Raw genomic sequence first — 14,499 nt, 5'->3', positions numbered from 1 at the left:
GCTCGCGCGATCGGCACTTCGCCATATCCGCGTCGCGTCCAAACAGGAGTTGAAGGATCGAATCATTGAGGCAATCGACGACGTTAACCGTGAGCCTGTCGTTCATACCTGGACTTACAAGATCGACATCGCGGCATGATATGAGTCGATCCAAAGAAACGCTCTACTAGATTGCTCCTATTCGCAAAGAGAAAATTGCGATGACCCGCAAGGAGAGCGTCATGTCCAACTCGAAGAAGATTGTTTCTACGACCCTCGCCGCCGCCGCTCTCGCCGCGACGGTCGGCAGCGCCACGCCGGCTTTGGCCTGGTCGAAGTGGCATCATCATGGCTATGGCTGGGCGCCTTACGCCGTGGGCGGCGCGCTGGCGCTGGGCGCCATGGCGGCCGCGGCTGCGAGCGGCCCGGACTGCGGTTATGTGCGCGAACCCATCTACAGCCGCTATGGCTATGTGGTTGGCTATCGCACCGTGCCCGCGTGCTAGCGTTGACCGATTCAAAGATCATGAAGAGGCCGGTTCGGGCCGGCCTTTTTCATTCAGGACGCGCGCAGTTTACCAATCGTAATCAAAAAACTGGCCGATTTCATTGTAGCGCTGCGGATCTTGAAGCGTGAAATCCTGTTGCTCGAGGAAGTAATTGTCGTTGGCGTAACGATTGGGCTGGAGATTCCCCTGCGCCGCCGAACCGGCGCCGTCGTCGAGCCAGTCATTGCCGGTTGTGAGATTATGCGGCAGAGGAATCGGGAAATCGTCGCCGTGCGTTGCGGCGACTTGCCCGACAGGCTTGCGCTGTTTCGCCAATGCGTCGCTCGACGCAAGCGCGCACATCAGGGCGAGGCCCAACGCCAATTTCCAAGACTTACGCATTTTCAAACTCCCTGTCCGCATCGGTGCGCCAGTTTAGCCGGAGCGTCTGACGCATGGCTAGTGCCGGAAGTGGCGCACGCCGGTGAAGACCATAGCAAGGTCCTGCGCGTCCGCCGCGGCGATCACGTCCTTATCGTTAATCGAGCCGCCGGGCTGAATGACGGCCGTGGCGCCTGCTTCGGCCGCCGCCAGCAATCCATCCGCGAATGGAAAAAAGGCGTCCGAGGCGACGACAGCCCCTTTCGCGAGACTTTCCGTCAGGCTTGCCGCTAAATCCGCCGCGCGCGCGGCTTCCTGCGCCTTATGCGCGGCGATGCGCGAGGAGTCGACGCGTGACATTTGTCCGGCGCCGATTCCGACTGTCGCTGCGTTTTTCGCGTAAACGATCGCGTTCGACTTCACATGCTTGACGACTCGGAAGGCGAATTGGAGATCGGCGAGCTCCTCTGACGTCGGCTGCCGCTTCGTCACGATCTGCAGCTTCATGTCGTCGACCACCGCATTGTCACGCGATTGCGCGAGAAAGCCGCCCGAAACCGAACGATAGGTCAAGCCCGCCGCGCGCGCATCGGGCAGCCCGCCGGTCAACAACAGACGCAGGTTCTTCTTGGCGCCGATGACGGCGATCGCCTCCTCGTCGGCGTCGGGAGCGATGATTACCTCGGTAAAAATCTTGACGATCTCACGCGCCGCATCGGCGTCGAGCCTGCGATTGAGCGCGACGATGCCGCCGAAGGCGGAAACCGGGTCGCAGCGCAACGCCATTGCATAGGCCTCGGCCAGGGTCGCGCCTTCGGCGACGCCGCAGGGATTGGCGTGCTTGACGATGACGGCGGCCGCCGTCCGCGTCGGATCGAATTCCGCGACGCATTCGAAGGCCGCATCGGTGTCGTTGACGTTGTTATAGGAAAGCTGTTTGCCCTGGAGCTGACGCGCCGTGGTGACCCCTGGCCGCTGCTCGCCGGTGAGATAGAAGCCGGCCGATTGATGCGGATTTTCGCCATAGCGCATGGGCTCGGCGAGACGACCGCCGAAGGCGCGCAGCGGCGGCGAGGCTTCGCCAAGCTCCTGCGCGAGCCAATTGGAGATCGCGGCGTCATAGGCGGCCGTGCGGGCGAAGGCTTTCTGCGCAAGCCGCCGGCGCGTCGCGAGGCGCGTCGCGCCCCCCGTCGCCTCGAGTTCCTCGACCAGAGCAGCATAGTCTTCGGGATCGACCACGACGGCGACGTCGTCGTGATTCTTCGACGCGGCGCGGATCATCGCCGGTCCGCCGATGTCGATGTTTTCGACGCATTCTTCGAAGCGCGCGCCTTGGGCAAGCGTCGACTCGAAAGGATAGAGATTGACGACGAGAAGGTCGATCGGCTGGATGTCATGCGCGAGCATCGCCGCTTCATGTTGGGGATTTTCGCGAATCGCCAGAAGACCGCCGTGCACCTTGGGGTGCAGAGTCTTCAGCCTGCCGTCCATCATCTCCGGAAACTGCGTGAGATCGGCGACGTCGCGAACCGCGAGCCCCGCTTCGGCGAGCGCTTTGCGCGTGCCGCCCGTGGAGACAAGCTCCACCCCATGTGCCGCCAGAGCCCGGGCAAATTCGACAAGGTGGGTTTTGTCGGAAACGGAAATCAGCGCGCGCGACACGCGGCGCAAATCGACGGGCATTGCATACTCCTCAATCGCGCCGCGCTTATCATACCTGGTCGTCGGGAGGAACCTGCTCGCCGGCGCGCCGCCGGAAACTCCAAGCGATCTCGGCGCCGGCGGCCGCCGTCCCGCGCAAAACGATCTGCGCGCATTTGCGCGCGCCGCCGGGCGCGGCGAAAAAAATACTGTCTTCGACTTCGGGAGTTAGGCCTTGCGCCTCGAAGACGACAATATCGCCATTGGCGAGATTGAGTTCGATCGCGCCGTCGGCGCGCGGCGCAACGCGTACGCGCGGGTGAATGTGAAAGCGCACGGCGAAGTCGCTCGCTTCCGCCTGTCTGACGCCTTCCGAAGCGAGGAGCCGATCGACTCCGAGAAGCACGGCGCCATCCGCCGTAAGGGACAGTTCGCGCGCGTGGATAAGGCCGAAATCGCGGGCATAGCCGTCGTGCGACAAAATGAGCGTCGTCCCGCCTTCAAAACGGCGGCGCTCGACTTCGGCGTTGCGCGGGCCGGCGAGAATGCGCCCGGCGCGCCGGCGCGGCGCGCTTTGTGGCGCGATGCGGGCGCTGGAGCGGTCACCGACGACAAGAGTCGAATGCGCGGCGGTGGCGCGTGCCAGTTCCCGGGCGTCTAAATGCGGCGCCGAAGCGGCGCCGCAGTTGACGATAACGCGCTCGATCCCGATCGAAAATTCAAATGACAGGCAGCCCGCATGCGCAGAGTTCGAGAATTCGAACGGTGGCGGCCCGCCGGCGTCGACGATGACGAGCGCGTCGCCTGCCTCCATGCGCTGATAGCCGGCGTAAGGAGCGTTGACAGGCGGCGCGCCACGCGAGTCCTCATGGGCGAGCGCGCTTGCCAGCCGATCCAGCGCCGTTGCTCCCATGCCGTTGAACACCGCCAGAGAGCCGTCGCCGTGCTGCAGCATCCGCAGCATCGGCATCATCCGGTCGATCGCGCGCAGGACGGCGGGCGGCGCTTGCAGGCCGCGCGCCGCGATCACCTGCCGCAGCGGCAACAGGTCGAGAAGCAGGTCGACGGCAACCTGCGGATTGCGGCTCACATGGCCGCCGTCGATGAGAATCTGGCGGTCGAGCTCCGTGCTGAGGGCCCGCGATACATGCGGCGCAATTTTGCGGCCGGTGTCGGCGCAAACGGCGAATTCGGCAAGCGCAATAGCGCAGAAAAGGCGATCGGCGCCGCGCGCGCCGCCTCCGGCCAAGGCGCGCCAAAGCAGCCGCGCGTTGCGCGCAAGCGCCAGCATGAAGGCGTCGTAGAAGTCGGCGTCGCCGCCGTCGAGCAGCGTCGGCGACTGCGAGAGAAAGGAAAGGAGGCGCCGTGCGACGACGGCGGGCTCCATCGCCGGATCGTCGGGCGGCAGCTTTGGAAGAGAAAGAAAGTCGGCCACGAGCGCCTGCGCGTTGGCGAGCGCGACCTTCTTGTCGAACGCTTGCAGGTGCCTTAGCCAGGAGAAGCCGGCAAGCGAGCGCCGCCAGCCCTCGGACGGCGCCGTAGCGAGAAACGGCGATACGCCTCTCGCCTGCACGGTCTTGCCTTCGAAAGAGAAATAGCCGGCGTAAATCTGGTCTGCGACGGTCGAGTCGGTCGTTCTGAGGTCGGGAGGCGCGATACGCAGCCGCTCCGGCGGCGCGATCGCCATCGAAGTCATAAGATGATAGGGCGCGGCCGCGCCTCGTGCGAAGGCCCCTGCCGCCCGGGCCGCCGAGACGCTGGCCAGCCGTACCCGATCCCGCAACATGGTCGCGCTCAGTGGCGTCCTCCGATAGCGGCGCTCGCGCAATATCCGAACTCGCCGCGCGCCAGTCGGCAATATCAAACCCGCCTTCCGCTTATAGTCTAGAGACGCATGTCCGTCATGGGCGATGATGGCGTCGCGCCGCAGGCCGGCCAAGAAGGTCGTCGTTTTCCAGTAGCCATAGGTCGCAAGTCCGGTTCGCCGGCGACCAAAACCAACAACCAGTCCGCGTGCGCGTCCAGCGTCGAGGCGCGCGCCTTCTTGCCCGGCTTTTCCCAGAAACTGCCGGTCGCTGCAAAGGACGAGGCCGAAATCATCAATTGCCGAGCCGCAGCGCGACCTCCCGCCCTCGACCAACGCGATCGCACGCTCGCCCAGATCAAGGGAATAGCAGCGAGCATGCGGCGCCTCCCAAGTCAAAGGCCACAAACGGACTCCCGCGCTCCCTGCTCAAGAGGAATTTCAAAAAACAAAAATGATTCAGATCACACGGGTTGCTCTAGGCGTGAAGCGCGCTTTAAGCGAAAAGCCGGGTTCCAATTTTTCGCGAGCCGCGCCTTAACCCGCGCGGCATTGAGGGAGGCGAGATGAGCAGCATTAAGAGAATCGGCGCGGGGCCACGCATGAGCCAGGCGGTCGTTCGCGGCAACGCGGTGTATACGGCCGGCCAGGTGGCCGACAAGACCAAGGGCAGATCGGTCGCCGATCAGACCGGCGAAATTCTCGCGCAGATCGACGCGCTCCTTGCTGAAGCCGGCAGCGCCAAGGCGAATATCCTCTCGGCGACGATCTATCTTGCCGATATCTCGACCTTCGCCGAGATGAACGGCGTCTGGGACGAATGGGTAGACAAGGCCAATCCGCCGGCGCGCGCCACTGTCGAAGCAAAGCTCGTGTCGCCGGCCTATAAGGTCGAGATCGCCGTCATTGCGGCGCTATAGCGCATTTTCCGCCGAGCTGGACGCAGGTTCGGCGCTGAAAATGCGCAACCAAAAAAGGCGCGCATCTATTAATGCGCGCCCGCCCCGCTCAGCGGATTTTCCGGATCGAAGGCGTAACGCACGGTCTCGAATCGCATGCCGCGCGCGTCGATGAGCAGCAGGCGGCCGACCAGCCCCTCGCCAAAGCCGACGATCTCACGCACGACTTCGAGCGCCATCATCGCGCCGGCGACGCCGGCGAGCGCGCCGAGAACGCCGGCTTCTTCGCAAGTCGGAATTTCGCCCGGCTGCGGCGGCGTCGGAAACAGGCAGCGATAGGTTGGATTCGGCCCCTCGGGGCCGCGCTCGAAGGGCCGCAGCGTCGTCAGCGATGCGTCGAAACCGCCGAGCGCGGCCGTGACGAGCGGCTTTCTTTCATGAAAGCAGGCGTCGGAAACCAGATAGCGCGTCGCGAAATTATCCGACCCATCGGCCACAATATCGTAGCGCGCGATCAGCGCTCGCGCATTCGTCTCGTCGAGTCGCAGCGCGTGCGGCTCCACGACGACATGCGGATTGATGCGGGCGACGCTCTCCCGCGCGCTTTCGACCTTCAGGCGGCCGACGTCCTGCGTGGCGTGGATCACCTGACGCTGGAGATTGGACAGGGAAATGGCGTCGTCGTCGACGACGCCGAGAGCGCCGACGCCGGCCGCGGCGAGATATTGCAAGAGCGGCGCGCCGAGCCCGCCGGCGCCGATGACGAGAACCCGCGCTTTCTTGAGCTTGCTCTGGCCGGGCCCGCCGATGTCGCGCAGCACGAGATGTCTTGCGTAGCGTTCGATCTCTTCAGGCGAAAGATTCAACAAGGCGCTCCGGCGCACGCTGGGATTGCGGCGAGGCCGACCATAGCGGCTTCGCCGGCCGGTCTCCAGCCATGGCGACCGCACACGCCGCGAGGAAACCAAGTTTATGGCTGGACAGGCTGGCGCTTTTTGGCGGAGCGGCGCTCGCCTGCCGATTCCTGGCTTGTCGCGCGCAGCGCCTCCAATCCGACGCCGCCGAGCGCGGCCGCGCCGCGAGCGTAATGGATATTGTCGAGGAACTGCCGGGCGCAATTCTCCCAGGTGAAAGTCAGCGCATGCGCCCGCGCCGCCTCTCGGCTGATGTCGAGCGCGGTGAGCGCCGCCGCCCGCAAATCCTCGTCCAGCGCGCCAGCGCCGCTCGCGCCGATGACGTCGAGCGGACCCATTACCGGATAGGCCGCGACCGGCAGGCCGCAAGCCATCGCTTCGAGCAGCACAATGCCGAATGTGTCGGTGCGGCTCGGAAAGACGAAAACGTCCGATGATGCGTAAAGCGCCGCAAGTTCGGCGCTCGATTTCACGCCAAGGAACCGGGCCTGCGGAAATCGCGCTTCGAGCCCGGCGCGCGCCGGCCCGTCGCCGGCGACGAGCTTCGTTCCCGGCAAATCAAGCGACAGGAAGGCCTCGATGTTTTTCTCGACGGCGAGTCGCCCCGCATAAAGGAAAATCGGCCGCTCAAAGGGGAGCGGCGCCACCGCATCGGGCGTGAACAGCGCATGGTCAACGCCGCGCGACCAGCGCAAAATCCGCCGAAATCCGCGCTCCGACAATTCGCGAGAAAGGCTCGGCGTCGACACCATCACGCCGGCGCCGGCGTTGTGGAAGCGGCGCAAAGCCGCGTAGGAAAGCCCGACGGGAAGTCCGAAGCGCGCCTGAATATATTCGGGGAAGCGCGTGTGAAAGCTCGTCGTGAAGCAGCGGCGCGACCGCAGCAGCACGGCGCGGGTCACGAGTCCGATGGGGCCTTCGGTCGCGATATGGACGTGATCATAGCCATCCTCGAGCCGTCGGCGAACGGCGCGCGGCGAGGCGAGCGCCAGCCCGATTTCGGGATAGGTCGGCATCGGCAGCGAGTTGAAGTCGCGCGGCGTCAGAAAGTCGATTTCGGCGCCCAGCGCGCGGGCTGACTGCGCCATGGTTTCAAGCGATCGGACGACGCCATTCACCTGCGGACGCCAAGCGTCCGTCGCCACCAATATTCTCATCAGGCCGCCACAGCTCTCTCGTTCGGCAAGGCCTTGGCGCTTTCTGCGGCCTCCGCCGCCTCGCGTTCAGCCGCGGTATTATGCCAGCGCAAAATCTCGAAAGTTCCGTCCTGATGTTCAGCGATCGCGGTGCAGCTTTCGACGAAGTCTCCGGTATTGACATAGAGCTTGCCGCCGATGGTCTTGATCGTCGCGTGATGGATGTGGCCACAGATCACTCCGTCGACATTGCGCCGCGCGGCCTCTGAGGCCAAAGCGTTCTCGAAATCGCCGATGAAATTGACGGCGTTCTTGACCTTCAGCTTCGCCCAGGCCGAAAGCGACCAATAGCCGACGCCGAACATCCGGCGCGCACGGTTGAACCAAGTGTTGACGACAATCGCAAAATCATAGGCCCAGTCGCCGAAGAAGGCGAGCCAGCGGGCGTTGCGCACGACAATGTCGAACTGGTCGCCGTGAATGACGAGCATGGTCTTGCCGTCGGCGGTCTCATGCAGCGCGTCGTCGACGACCTCAACGCCGCCGAAATTTAGCCCCGTGTAATCGCGCGCGAATTCGTCGTGATTGCCCGGCACATAGATGACGCGTGCGCCTTTCCGCGCCTTGCGTAAGAGCTTCTGGACGACGTCATTATGGGCCTGCGGCCAGTACCAGCCGTTCTTCAGACGCCAGCCGTCGACGATGTCGCCGACGAGGTAGAATGTATCGGCGTCGTTATGCTTGAGAAAATCGACCAGCAGTTCAGCCTGGGCGCCTCTCGCGCCGAGATGCAAATCGGACAGAAACAGAGTCCGATAGCGCTTAACTGCATGTTCGCTTGTTGGTTCCGACATATGCGCCTTTTCGGAGCGCGCCGCATGGGAGATATTCGCCCTGGCGTTTCTGTCGAGCATGAGCCTGTTCGCCTCTCGCCTTCGCCGCATGGGCTGATTGACCAGATTCGCATCACAGCGAGATGACATGACACGGGTCGAAGACGACCAAGCTGCATCAGAGCCGGAAGCAGCGCGTTCGATATTTCGAACGAAAGCGGATATCTTGCCGGATCGATTCTGAACGGACGGGCGCCGCCGAAGCGCCAGGGACTATGGGCGTCGAAGGCCAGGATAGGCAGAAAATGCTGGAGGCGGGCGCGCTGGCGCTTTCGGGTCAGCTTGGCGCGACCGTGCAGCGCCTGCGGAAGGCCTATAATTTGTCGCTTTCCGAACTCTCACAGCAGTCAGGCGTCGCCAAATCGATCATCAGCCAGATCGAACGCAATGAAACCAATCCGACGCTCGCCACGATCTGGCGCCTGGCGCAGGCGCTCGACGTCTCGATCGAGCGGGTGCTGCAGACGACGGAAGAAGAACCCTTCCTCGAAAAGACCAGCAAGGCCGACACGCCGATCTTGGTCTCGAACGACGGCAAATGCCGTCTGGCGATCATCGGCTGGATCAAAACGGTCGAATGGCTGCAGTGCTATGAATTCGCCGCCGACCCTGGAGGCGCGCTGGAATCCGACGCCCATCAGCGCGGGGCGGTCGAGAGCCTGTCGGTGCGCGAGGGCGAACTCGAGGTCGAAGTGGCGGGCGCAAAGTCAAGCGTGAAAGCGGGAGAGACCCTGCGCTACCGCTGCGACAGGCCTCACGTCATCCGCAACCTGGGAAAAACGCCGGCGCAGGCGACAATGGTCTGCATTCTGAAAGCGGCGGTGATGGAATGAACTTCGCCGCCGCAGGGTTAAATGCGCCTGCGGCGGTCGATGGCGCTGTCCGCGCGTCAGGAATGCAATTCGCCGACGTGTTTTTGCGAGTAGAGCTGCACGCCGAGTTGCTTGATCAACTCAAGCTGCGTCTCGAGGAAGTCGATGTGCCTTTCCTCGCTCTTGACCACTCCCTCGAAAAGCTGCTCGGAAACGCGATCGTTGATCGACAGGCTGTAAGCTGCGGCTTCGAGATAGAGGTTGCGGGCGTCGAGTTCTGTGGCGAGATCCGCCTTGATGATTTCCTCAACGGACTGGCCGATGCGCAAGGGATCGAGCACCTGCATATTCGGGAAGCCTTCGAGAAACAAGATGCGTTCCGCGAAATGATCCGCGTGGTGCATCTCCTCGATCGATTCTTCTTTCCACTTCTTGGCGAGTTCGAGAAAGCCCCAATTGTGGAAGATGCGGTAATGCAGCCAGTACTGATTGACGGCCGTCAATTCTGCGCGCAATCCGCGATTGAGATAATCGATGACCTTCGCGTCACCGCGCATGTCCGCATCCTTTCCATGAAATAGACCTAGGCCGCCAGTTCGTCGGCGCGACAGCCCTCACAATCGCCGTCACCTGGGCACTCATCCAGTCCTCTGGCGGCGTGCTGGTCAACGATGGCGACGATGCTGCGCACGCAACGCCCGCATTTCGCCTCGCAACCCATGTGCCGGAACACTGCTGCAACCGAAGGCCGGTCGCCTCGTGGCCCAAGGGTATCGCGCACATCGCGGTCTGACAGGACGTTGCACGAACAGACGATCATTGCTTAGCCTAGTTTGGAAAGATTGCAAACTACTTTTGGACAGGGGCGCAAACTTTCTTCTTTGGAAAGATTGCAAACTACCTTTCCTATCAGTAGGTTACACCGTTTCCCATAATTTGCCAACCCTCGCGTGTCGTCTTTTCGACAAAAGCACGCCGCTGCTTAACGAATGGCAAGGAACGTGCCGGTTCACCCCATTTCATTTTGGATGGATCAGGTTGCCGGCAAGAGTTGGACAAAAAATGAGCCGCGGATGTTGTCCGCGGCCCTAAGCTCTTGGGCAGCTGCGCCTTTACCAGTAGCGGCGTCGCCAGCCTCCGCCCCAACCGTAGTGCGGGCCCCAATATGGCCTTCCCCAACCGCCGCCCCAGCGGGGGCCGCCCCAGCCGTAGCCGGACCCCAGCCGTAGCCCGGCTGCCGCCAGCAACGGTATGGTCCGCAGACCCATCGCGCCTTCTGGAGGCTCTGCCCCGCCTGCCCGGCGGGCGCTCGATCAATCCCAGGCAGCGCAACAGCCTCTGGCGCGAACGCGCTCGAAGCGAGAACGAAAACGAGGCCGGCGAAGGCCGATTTGACTGGCGCTGACAGGGTTTTGACGGCTGCCGATCTCATGGAGCATCCTTCCAAGGAGAAATGATGGAACCATTTTCAGGCTAGAGCGCATGCGCTGAACAAGGGCTGAAACTTACGTTCATCAGAAGGTTATGAATGTCGAAACTCTTGGGCGCGCTGGATCAGGGCACGACGAGCACCCGATTTGTCCTCATCGACGCTGGAGGCGACATCGTCGCCCAGGCGCAGCGCGAGCACCGCCAGATCTGTCCCCGCCCCGGCTGGGTCGAGCATGACGCCGCCGAAATCTGGCGCAATGCGCAGGCCGTGATCGAAGCGGCGCTCGCCAAGGCCAAGGTTTCGGCGTGCGACCTCTCAGCCGTCGGCGTCGCCAACCAACGCGAGACGACGGTCCTATGGGACGCCGCAACCGGCGCGCCGCTTCACAATGCGATCGTCTGGATGGATACGCGCACGCAGGTCGCCGTCGACCGGCTCGCTGCGCTGGGCGTCGGCGATATGGTGCACGCAAAGACCGGCCTGCCGCTCGCGACCTATTTCTCCGCTCTCAAGCTCGCCTGGCTTCTCGACGAAACGCCCGGCGCACGTGCGCGCGCGACCGAGGGCGCAGCGCTTTTCGGCACGATCGATTCCTGGGTCATCTGGAATCTGACGGGCGGCGCCGCCAGCGGCCGCCATATCGTCGACGCGACCAACGCCTCGCGCACGCAGCTGATGAACATTGAAACCCTGGAATGGGACGAAGAGCTGCTGCGAATCTTCGACATTCCGCCCGCCTGCCTGCCGAAAATATCCGCTTCAAGCGAAGTCTATGGAGAATGCGTCGGCGCGCTCGCCGGCGTTCCGCTCGCCGGCGCGCTCGGCGACCAGCATGCCGCCTTGCTCGGACAGGCCTGCATCAAGGCTGGCGACGCCAAGAACACTTATGGCACTGGCTGCTTTCTGCTGATGAACGTCGGCGAGACGCCGCGCGTCTCGAAAAACGGCTTGCTGACGACTCTGGCCTACCAACTCGGCGACGCCAAACCCTGTTACGCGCTCGAAGGCTCGATCGCGATCGCCGGCGCTCTGATGCAATGGCTGCGCGACAATCTCGGGATCATAAAAGAGAGCAGCGAGATTGAGGCGCTCGCGAAAAGCGTTCCCGACAATGGCGACGTCTATTTCGTGCCGGCCTTTTCCGGGCTGTTCGCGCCGAGATGGCGGGGCGACGCGCGCGGGCTCATCGCCGGACTGACGCGGTATTCGAACAAAGGCCATATCGCGCGGGCGGCGCTCGAAGCGGCGGCCTTTCAGTCCCGTGAAGTGCTGGCGGCGATGGTCGCTGACGCCGGCGTCGAGATCGGCGCGCTCAAAGTCGACGGCGGGATGGCGGCGAATGATTTGTTGATGCAGTTTCAGGCCGACATCATCGATGCGCCGGTCATTCGGCCGCGCCAGCTGGAATTGACCGCGGTCGGCGCCGCCTATGCGGCGGGGCTCGCCATCGGGGTCTACGCAAGTCTGGACGATATAGCGGCGCATCCACGCGAATCTCGTCGCTTCGCGCCCGATATGTCGCCGCAAGAGCGCGCGCGTCTCGTCTCTTCCTGGGAAAAGGCCGTCGAGCGTTCGCTCGGCTGGGCGGTCTGATCGCCGCTAATCGAAATCGACGCTCAGACCGTGTTTCTCGAGCTGTTTTTCAACGGCGTCGAGGATTTTGTGCAGTTCCTCGATTTCAATCAGGGTTTCGTCGTCGGGCGGGTCCCAATGATCGAGATCGTCGAGACGCACTACGAAGTCGGCGTCTTCCTCAGATTCGGCGTCGGGCGCCGCGGCGGGAATGGTGAGCGTTCTTCCGGCGCGCCGCACGCGAATCGCGCCCTCCGTCACCTCGACTTCATAGCCGCTTGAGCGTCGCGCCATGGCTCCCTCCAGCCGTTTGGTTTTTTCACGCGTCGACAAGCCCGGCGTGAGCGGCGGCCTTGCGCATGAGCGTCGGCAATCCCTCTTTATCGAGATTGGCGCGCGCCGCCCAGCGGCAATCTGAAGGAGCCGATTTGGCGCGCGTATGCGCGACGAACACAGTCGCTTCCAGCGCAAAATGGGTGAAGACATGCGTCACCGGTTGCTCGAGCGCCCGCCAGCGCGCCGCGCAAGGCGCAAAACGCGAGACTTCGGCGGCCGGGACATCCTGCGTCAACGGCGTCGACGGAAAGGCGTTCATGCCGCCAAAAAGTCCCCTCGGCGGCAGCCGGCGCAGTAACGCCTCGTCGCCGCGCCGCAGGATAAAGATCGCGCCCCGGCGCCTGGGCTTTTGCGGTCTTAATTCTCGCGCGGGATAGTCGGCCGGCGCGCCCAGACGCAGCGCCGCGCATGAGGACGAAAGCGGACAGGCGGCGCAATTGGGCGCGCGTGGCACGCAGATCAGCGCGCCGAGCTCCATCAGCGCCTGGACGGAATCGCCGGGCCGCGCCCGGCTCATCAGCGCCGACGCCCGTTCGCGGATCAGCGGCGCGACCTTGCGCGGCGGCTGGCCGATCGCGTGGAAACGGGCGACGACGCGCTCGACATTGCCGTCAACTGCGACGCAGGGCTGATCGAAGACGATTGCCGAGATCGCCGCCGCCGTATAGGGGCCGATGCCGGGCAGACGCCGCAGCGCCGCCTCTTCGCGCGGAAATCCGGCGCGAGAATCCGCGACTGCGCGCGCGCAGGCGTGCAGATTGCGCGCGCGGGCGTAGTAGCCGAGACCCGCCCATTGCGCGAGAACGTCATCGAGCGGCGCGCACGCCAGATCCTCGACCGTCGCCCAGCGCGACAGAAACGCCTCGTAGTGCTGTTTCACCGTCGCGACGGTCGTCTGCTGCAACATGATTTCAGAAAGCCAAACCCTATAGGGGTCCGGCGATTCGCCGCGCCGCGCACGCCAAGGCAGCTCGCGCCGCTCGGCGTCGTACCAGGCGAGCAACGCTTCAGCCGGTTTGGTCGATCTGGCGCAAGGCTTTATCATGAGAACGATTGATAGAGGGCGAAGCCTCGCCCTCGCAAGAAGGCGGCCTCGCCGCCAATCCCAAGGAGGCGGCTCCGCCGCACGTCCAATGAGCGCTGCTTCGCGCGCCAAAGGCTTCAGAGCGCGTTCGCTCGGGGATTACGTCTCGCGCGAACTTGACCCGCTCATCGCCGCGCGCGGCTTTGGCGAAGCTTCGCTACTGCTGTGCTGGAGCGAGATCGTCGGCGCGCGAATCGCGCGCATCTGCGAACCCGCGACTCTGCAGTGGCCGCCGCGAGCGCGGGGCAAGTCGAACGATCCGGCGGCCGCAAAACGCCGCGAAAAGACGCCTCGGGAGCCGGCGACGCTGGTGCTGCGGGTTGACCCGGGGTTCGGACTCGAAGCGCAGCATCTCGCGCCGATCATCATCGACCGGGTGAATGCGCATCTTGGCTGGCGTTGCGTGGCGCGGATCGCGCTGCGGCAGGAAAAATTGCGCCCTGCGTCGGCGCCGCGGCCGAGCCGAGGCCGCTCTCCTGGATCAGACGCCGCCGCCCGCGCCCGCGCCATCAAGGCGACCGAAGGCGTCGCCGACGAGGGCCTGCGCGCCGCGCTCGTCAGGCTCGGCGAACGCGCTCTGGCGGACTTAAACTGCGCGCCCGGCGACGCTTGACCGGCCCCCGCAGAGGCTTGCAATCGCGCACGCATGCTTTTAGGTTCGCGCCGCTAAACGCCGCCATAGCTCAGTTGGTTAGAGCACCAGATTGTGGATCTGGGGGTCCCCCGTTCGAGCCGGGGTGGCGGTACCATGTTCTTGGCGCCGGCAAATATTGCGGCGGAGCATGGGGCGGGACTATGAGTTGGCGACGAAGGCTTGTGGACAGGCCGCCGGACCGCGACCCGCGGCCGATCTATGTCGCGATCTTCGGACTGCTGATGTCGGTCGCCAGCTACGCCATTCCCGACGAGCGCATGGCGGGCGCCTTTTTCGGCTCCGGCCTGATCACGGCCGCTTTTTGCGTGGTCTACTGGCTCGCCAATCCCGCCGGCGGCGTCGATTGAGCGGGCTCATCGCAGGCCTGTGACAGAATTCTGGCTGATCCGTTCGCTCGGACGCCGTCATTCCCGGCAGGCCGAAGGCCTGACCGGGAATCCAGAGCAACTTTCATGATGCTTGTTCTACGCTGG

16 protein-coding genes, 1 tRNA gene and 1 pseudogene are annotated in these 14,499 nt (G+C 63.9%); 8 read left to right on the top strand and 10 right to left on the bottom strand.

Annotation, left to right across the window (positions count from 1 at the left end; genetic code table 11):
- Positions 1-139 (top strand): annotated as a pseudogene (locus QZ964_RS05860) (IS630 family transposase); the annotation flags it as partial.
- An 82-nt stretch (positions 140-221) separates the two neighbouring features.
- Entirely contained in the window at positions 222-485 is a 264-nt protein-coding gene (locus tag QZ964_RS05855) for a hypothetical protein (RefSeq protein ID WP_292529847.1), read from the top strand.
- Between the two features lie 69 nt (positions 486-554).
- On the opposite strand, the gene QZ964_RS05850 is transcribed toward QZ964_RS05855, so the two are convergent.
- From QZ964_RS05850 to QZ964_RS05840, 3 genes are read right to left on the bottom strand one after another with little or no spacing between them, the layout of a single operon-like run.
- On the bottom strand, positions 555-869 hold the full coding sequence (locus QZ964_RS05850) for a cellulose-binding protein (protein WP_292529844.1): 315 nt from the start codon (positions 867-869) through the stop codon (positions 555-557).
- 57 nt (positions 870-926) lie between these two features.
- Entirely contained in the window at positions 927-2,531 is a 1,605-nt protein-coding gene (gene purH, locus QZ964_RS05845; protein WP_292529841.1) for a bifunctional phosphoribosylaminoimidazolecarboxamide formyltransferase/IMP cyclohydrolase, read from the bottom strand.
- A 28-nt stretch (positions 2,532-2,559) separates the two neighbouring features.
- The gene (locus tag QZ964_RS05840; protein ID WP_292529839.1) at positions 2,560-4,701 is read right to left on the bottom strand and encodes a heparinase II/III family protein; all 2,142 of its coding nucleotides are present in this window, start codon (positions 4,699-4,701) and stop codon (positions 2,560-2,562) included.
- Positions 4,702-4,859: 158 nt separating this feature from the next.
- Between QZ964_RS05840 and QZ964_RS05835 the strand changes: the two genes are divergently transcribed.
- A complete protein-coding gene (locus QZ964_RS05835) occupies positions 4,860-5,213 on the top strand; it encodes a RidA family protein (RefSeq protein ID WP_292529837.1) in 354 nt (117 codons plus the stop codon).
- Positions 5,214-5,281: 68 nt separating this feature from the next.
- On the opposite strand, the gene QZ964_RS05830 is transcribed toward QZ964_RS05835, so the two are convergent.
- From QZ964_RS05830 to QZ964_RS05820, 3 genes are all read right to left on the bottom strand, one after another.
- Positions 5,282-6,058: a molybdopterin-synthase adenylyltransferase MoeB gene (locus QZ964_RS05830; RefSeq protein WP_292529834.1), complete on the bottom strand. Its 777-nt coding sequence runs from the start codon at positions 6,056-6,058 to the stop codon at positions 5,282-5,284.
- A 104-nt stretch (positions 6,059-6,162) separates the two neighbouring features.
- The gene (locus tag QZ964_RS05825; protein ID WP_292529832.1) at positions 6,163-7,263 is read right to left on the bottom strand and encodes a glycosyltransferase family 1 protein; all 1,101 of its coding nucleotides are present in this window, start codon (positions 7,261-7,263) and stop codon (positions 6,163-6,165) included.
- Positions 7,263-8,096: a UDP-2,3-diacylglucosamine diphosphatase gene (locus tag QZ964_RS05820; RefSeq protein ID WP_292529853.1), complete on the bottom strand. Its 834-nt coding sequence runs from the start codon at positions 8,094-8,096 to the stop codon at positions 7,263-7,265. The genes QZ964_RS05825 and QZ964_RS05820 overlap by 1 nt, the downstream gene beginning before the upstream one ends.
- Positions 8,097-8,350: 254 nt before the next feature.
- On the opposite strand from QZ964_RS05820, the gene QZ964_RS05815 reads away from it, so the two are divergent.
- Positions 8,351-8,968, top strand: coding sequence for an XRE family transcriptional regulator (locus QZ964_RS05815; protein ID WP_292529830.1), 618 nt, complete (start codon positions 8,351-8,353; stop codon positions 8,966-8,968).
- Between the two features lie 56 nt (positions 8,969-9,024).
- Here the strand turns inward: QZ964_RS05815 and bfr are convergent, their stop codons facing one another.
- Together bfr and QZ964_RS05805 are read right to left on the bottom strand one after the other, a co-directional pair.
- Positions 9,025-9,504, bottom strand: coding sequence for a bacterioferritin (gene bfr / locus QZ964_RS05810; protein ID WP_292529828.1), 480 nt, complete (start codon positions 9,502-9,504; stop codon positions 9,025-9,027).
- Between the two features lie 26 nt (positions 9,505-9,530).
- The gene (locus QZ964_RS05805; protein WP_292529826.1) at positions 9,531-9,767 is read right to left on the bottom strand and encodes a (2Fe-2S)-binding protein; all 237 of its coding nucleotides are present in this window, start codon (positions 9,765-9,767) and stop codon (positions 9,531-9,533) included.
- A 708-nt stretch (positions 9,768-10,475) separates the two neighbouring features.
- Here QZ964_RS05805 and glpK point away from each other — a divergent pair.
- A complete protein-coding gene (gene glpK, locus QZ964_RS05800; protein WP_292529823.1) occupies positions 10,476-11,972 on the top strand; it encodes a glycerol kinase GlpK in 1,497 nt (498 codons plus the stop codon).
- Between the two features lie 6 nt (positions 11,973-11,978).
- On the opposite strand, the gene QZ964_RS05795 is transcribed toward glpK, so the two are convergent.
- Together QZ964_RS05795 and QZ964_RS05790 are read right to left on the bottom strand one after the other, a co-directional pair.
- A complete protein-coding gene (locus QZ964_RS05795) occupies positions 11,979-12,245 on the bottom strand; it encodes an Imm74 family immunity protein (protein WP_292529821.1) in 267 nt (88 codons plus the stop codon).
- Positions 12,246-12,270: 25 nt separating this feature from the next.
- Positions 12,271-13,332, bottom strand: coding sequence for an A/G-specific adenine glycosylase (locus QZ964_RS05790; RefSeq protein WP_292529819.1), 1,062 nt, complete (start codon positions 13,330-13,332; stop codon positions 12,271-12,273).
- Between the two features lie 88 nt (positions 13,333-13,420).
- Here QZ964_RS05790 and QZ964_RS05785 point away from each other — a divergent pair, with 88 nt between their 5' ends.
- From QZ964_RS05785 to QZ964_RS05775, 3 genes are all read left to right on the top strand, one after another.
- The gene (locus tag QZ964_RS05785) at positions 13,421-13,984 is read left to right on the top strand and encodes a DUF721 domain-containing protein (RefSeq protein ID WP_292529817.1); all 564 of its coding nucleotides are present in this window, start codon (positions 13,421-13,423) and stop codon (positions 13,982-13,984) included.
- 59 nt (positions 13,985-14,043) lie between these two features.
- Positions 14,044-14,120, top strand: a tRNA-His gene (locus QZ964_RS05780).
- A gap of 46 nt (positions 14,121-14,166) precedes the next feature.
- Positions 14,167-14,373, top strand: coding sequence for a hypothetical protein (locus QZ964_RS05775; protein ID WP_292529815.1), 207 nt, complete (start codon positions 14,167-14,169; stop codon positions 14,371-14,373).
- The last annotated feature ends 126 nt before the right edge of the window (positions 14,374-14,499 follow it).

It is taken from the genome of Methylocystis sp., assembly GCF_021731785.1.
Classification (GTDB): domain Bacteria; phylum Pseudomonadota; class Alphaproteobacteria; order Rhizobiales; family Beijerinckiaceae; genus Methylocystis.
The sequence above is the reverse complement of the archived record's forward strand: the minus strand, read 5'-3'. Positions and strand labels throughout refer to the sequence as shown.

What these genes read in the sequence shown, in the direction of transcription:
- QZ964_RS05855 (WP_292529847.1), top strand. Translation starts at nt 222, where the DNA reads ATGTCCAACTCGAAGAAGATTGTTTCTACGACCCTCGCCGCCGCCGCT.
- QZ964_RS05850 (WP_292529844.1), bottom strand. Translation starts at nt 869, where the DNA reads ATGCGTAAGTCTTGGAAATTGGCGTTGGGCCTCGCCCTGATGTGCGCG.
- purH (WP_292529841.1), bottom strand. Translation starts at nt 2,531, where the DNA reads ATGCCCGTCGATTTGCGCCGCGTGTCGCGCGCGCTGATTTCCGTTTCC.
- QZ964_RS05835 (WP_292529837.1), top strand. Translation starts at nt 4,860, where the DNA reads ATGAGCAGCATTAAGAGAATCGGCGCGGGGCCACGCATGAGCCAGGCG.
- QZ964_RS05825 (WP_292529832.1), bottom strand. Translation starts at nt 7,263, where the DNA reads ATGAGAATATTGGTGGCGACGGACGCTTGGCGTCCGCAGGTGAATGGC.
- QZ964_RS05820 (WP_292529853.1), bottom strand. Translation starts at nt 8,096, where the DNA reads ATGTCGGAACCAACAAGCGAACATGCAGTTAAGCGCTATCGGACTCTG.
- QZ964_RS05815 (WP_292529830.1), top strand. Translation starts at nt 8,351, where the DNA reads ATGGGCGTCGAAGGCCAGGATAGGCAGAAAATGCTGGAGGCGGGCGCG.
- bfr (WP_292529828.1), bottom strand. Translation starts at nt 9,504, where the DNA reads ATGCGCGGTGACGCGAAGGTCATCGATTATCTCAATCGCGGATTGCGC.
- QZ964_RS05805 (WP_292529826.1), bottom strand. Translation starts at nt 9,767, where the DNA reads ATGATCGTCTGTTCGTGCAACGTCCTGTCAGACCGCGATGTGCGCGAT.
- glpK (WP_292529823.1), top strand. Translation starts at nt 10,476, where the DNA reads ATGTCGAAACTCTTGGGCGCGCTGGATCAGGGCACGACGAGCACCCGA.
- QZ964_RS05795 (WP_292529821.1), bottom strand. Translation starts at nt 12,245, where the DNA reads ATGGCGCGACGCTCAAGCGGCTATGAAGTCGAGGTGACGGAGGGCGCG.
- QZ964_RS05790 (WP_292529819.1), bottom strand. Translation starts at nt 13,332, where the DNA reads ATGATAAAGCCTTGCGCCAGATCGACCAAACCGGCTGAAGCGTTGCTC.
- QZ964_RS05785 (WP_292529817.1), top strand. Translation starts at nt 13,421, where the DNA reads ATGAGCGCTGCTTCGCGCGCCAAAGGCTTCAGAGCGCGTTCGCTCGGG.
- QZ964_RS05775 (WP_292529815.1), top strand. Translation starts at nt 14,167, where the DNA reads ATGAGTTGGCGACGAAGGCTTGTGGACAGGCCGCCGGACCGCGACCCG.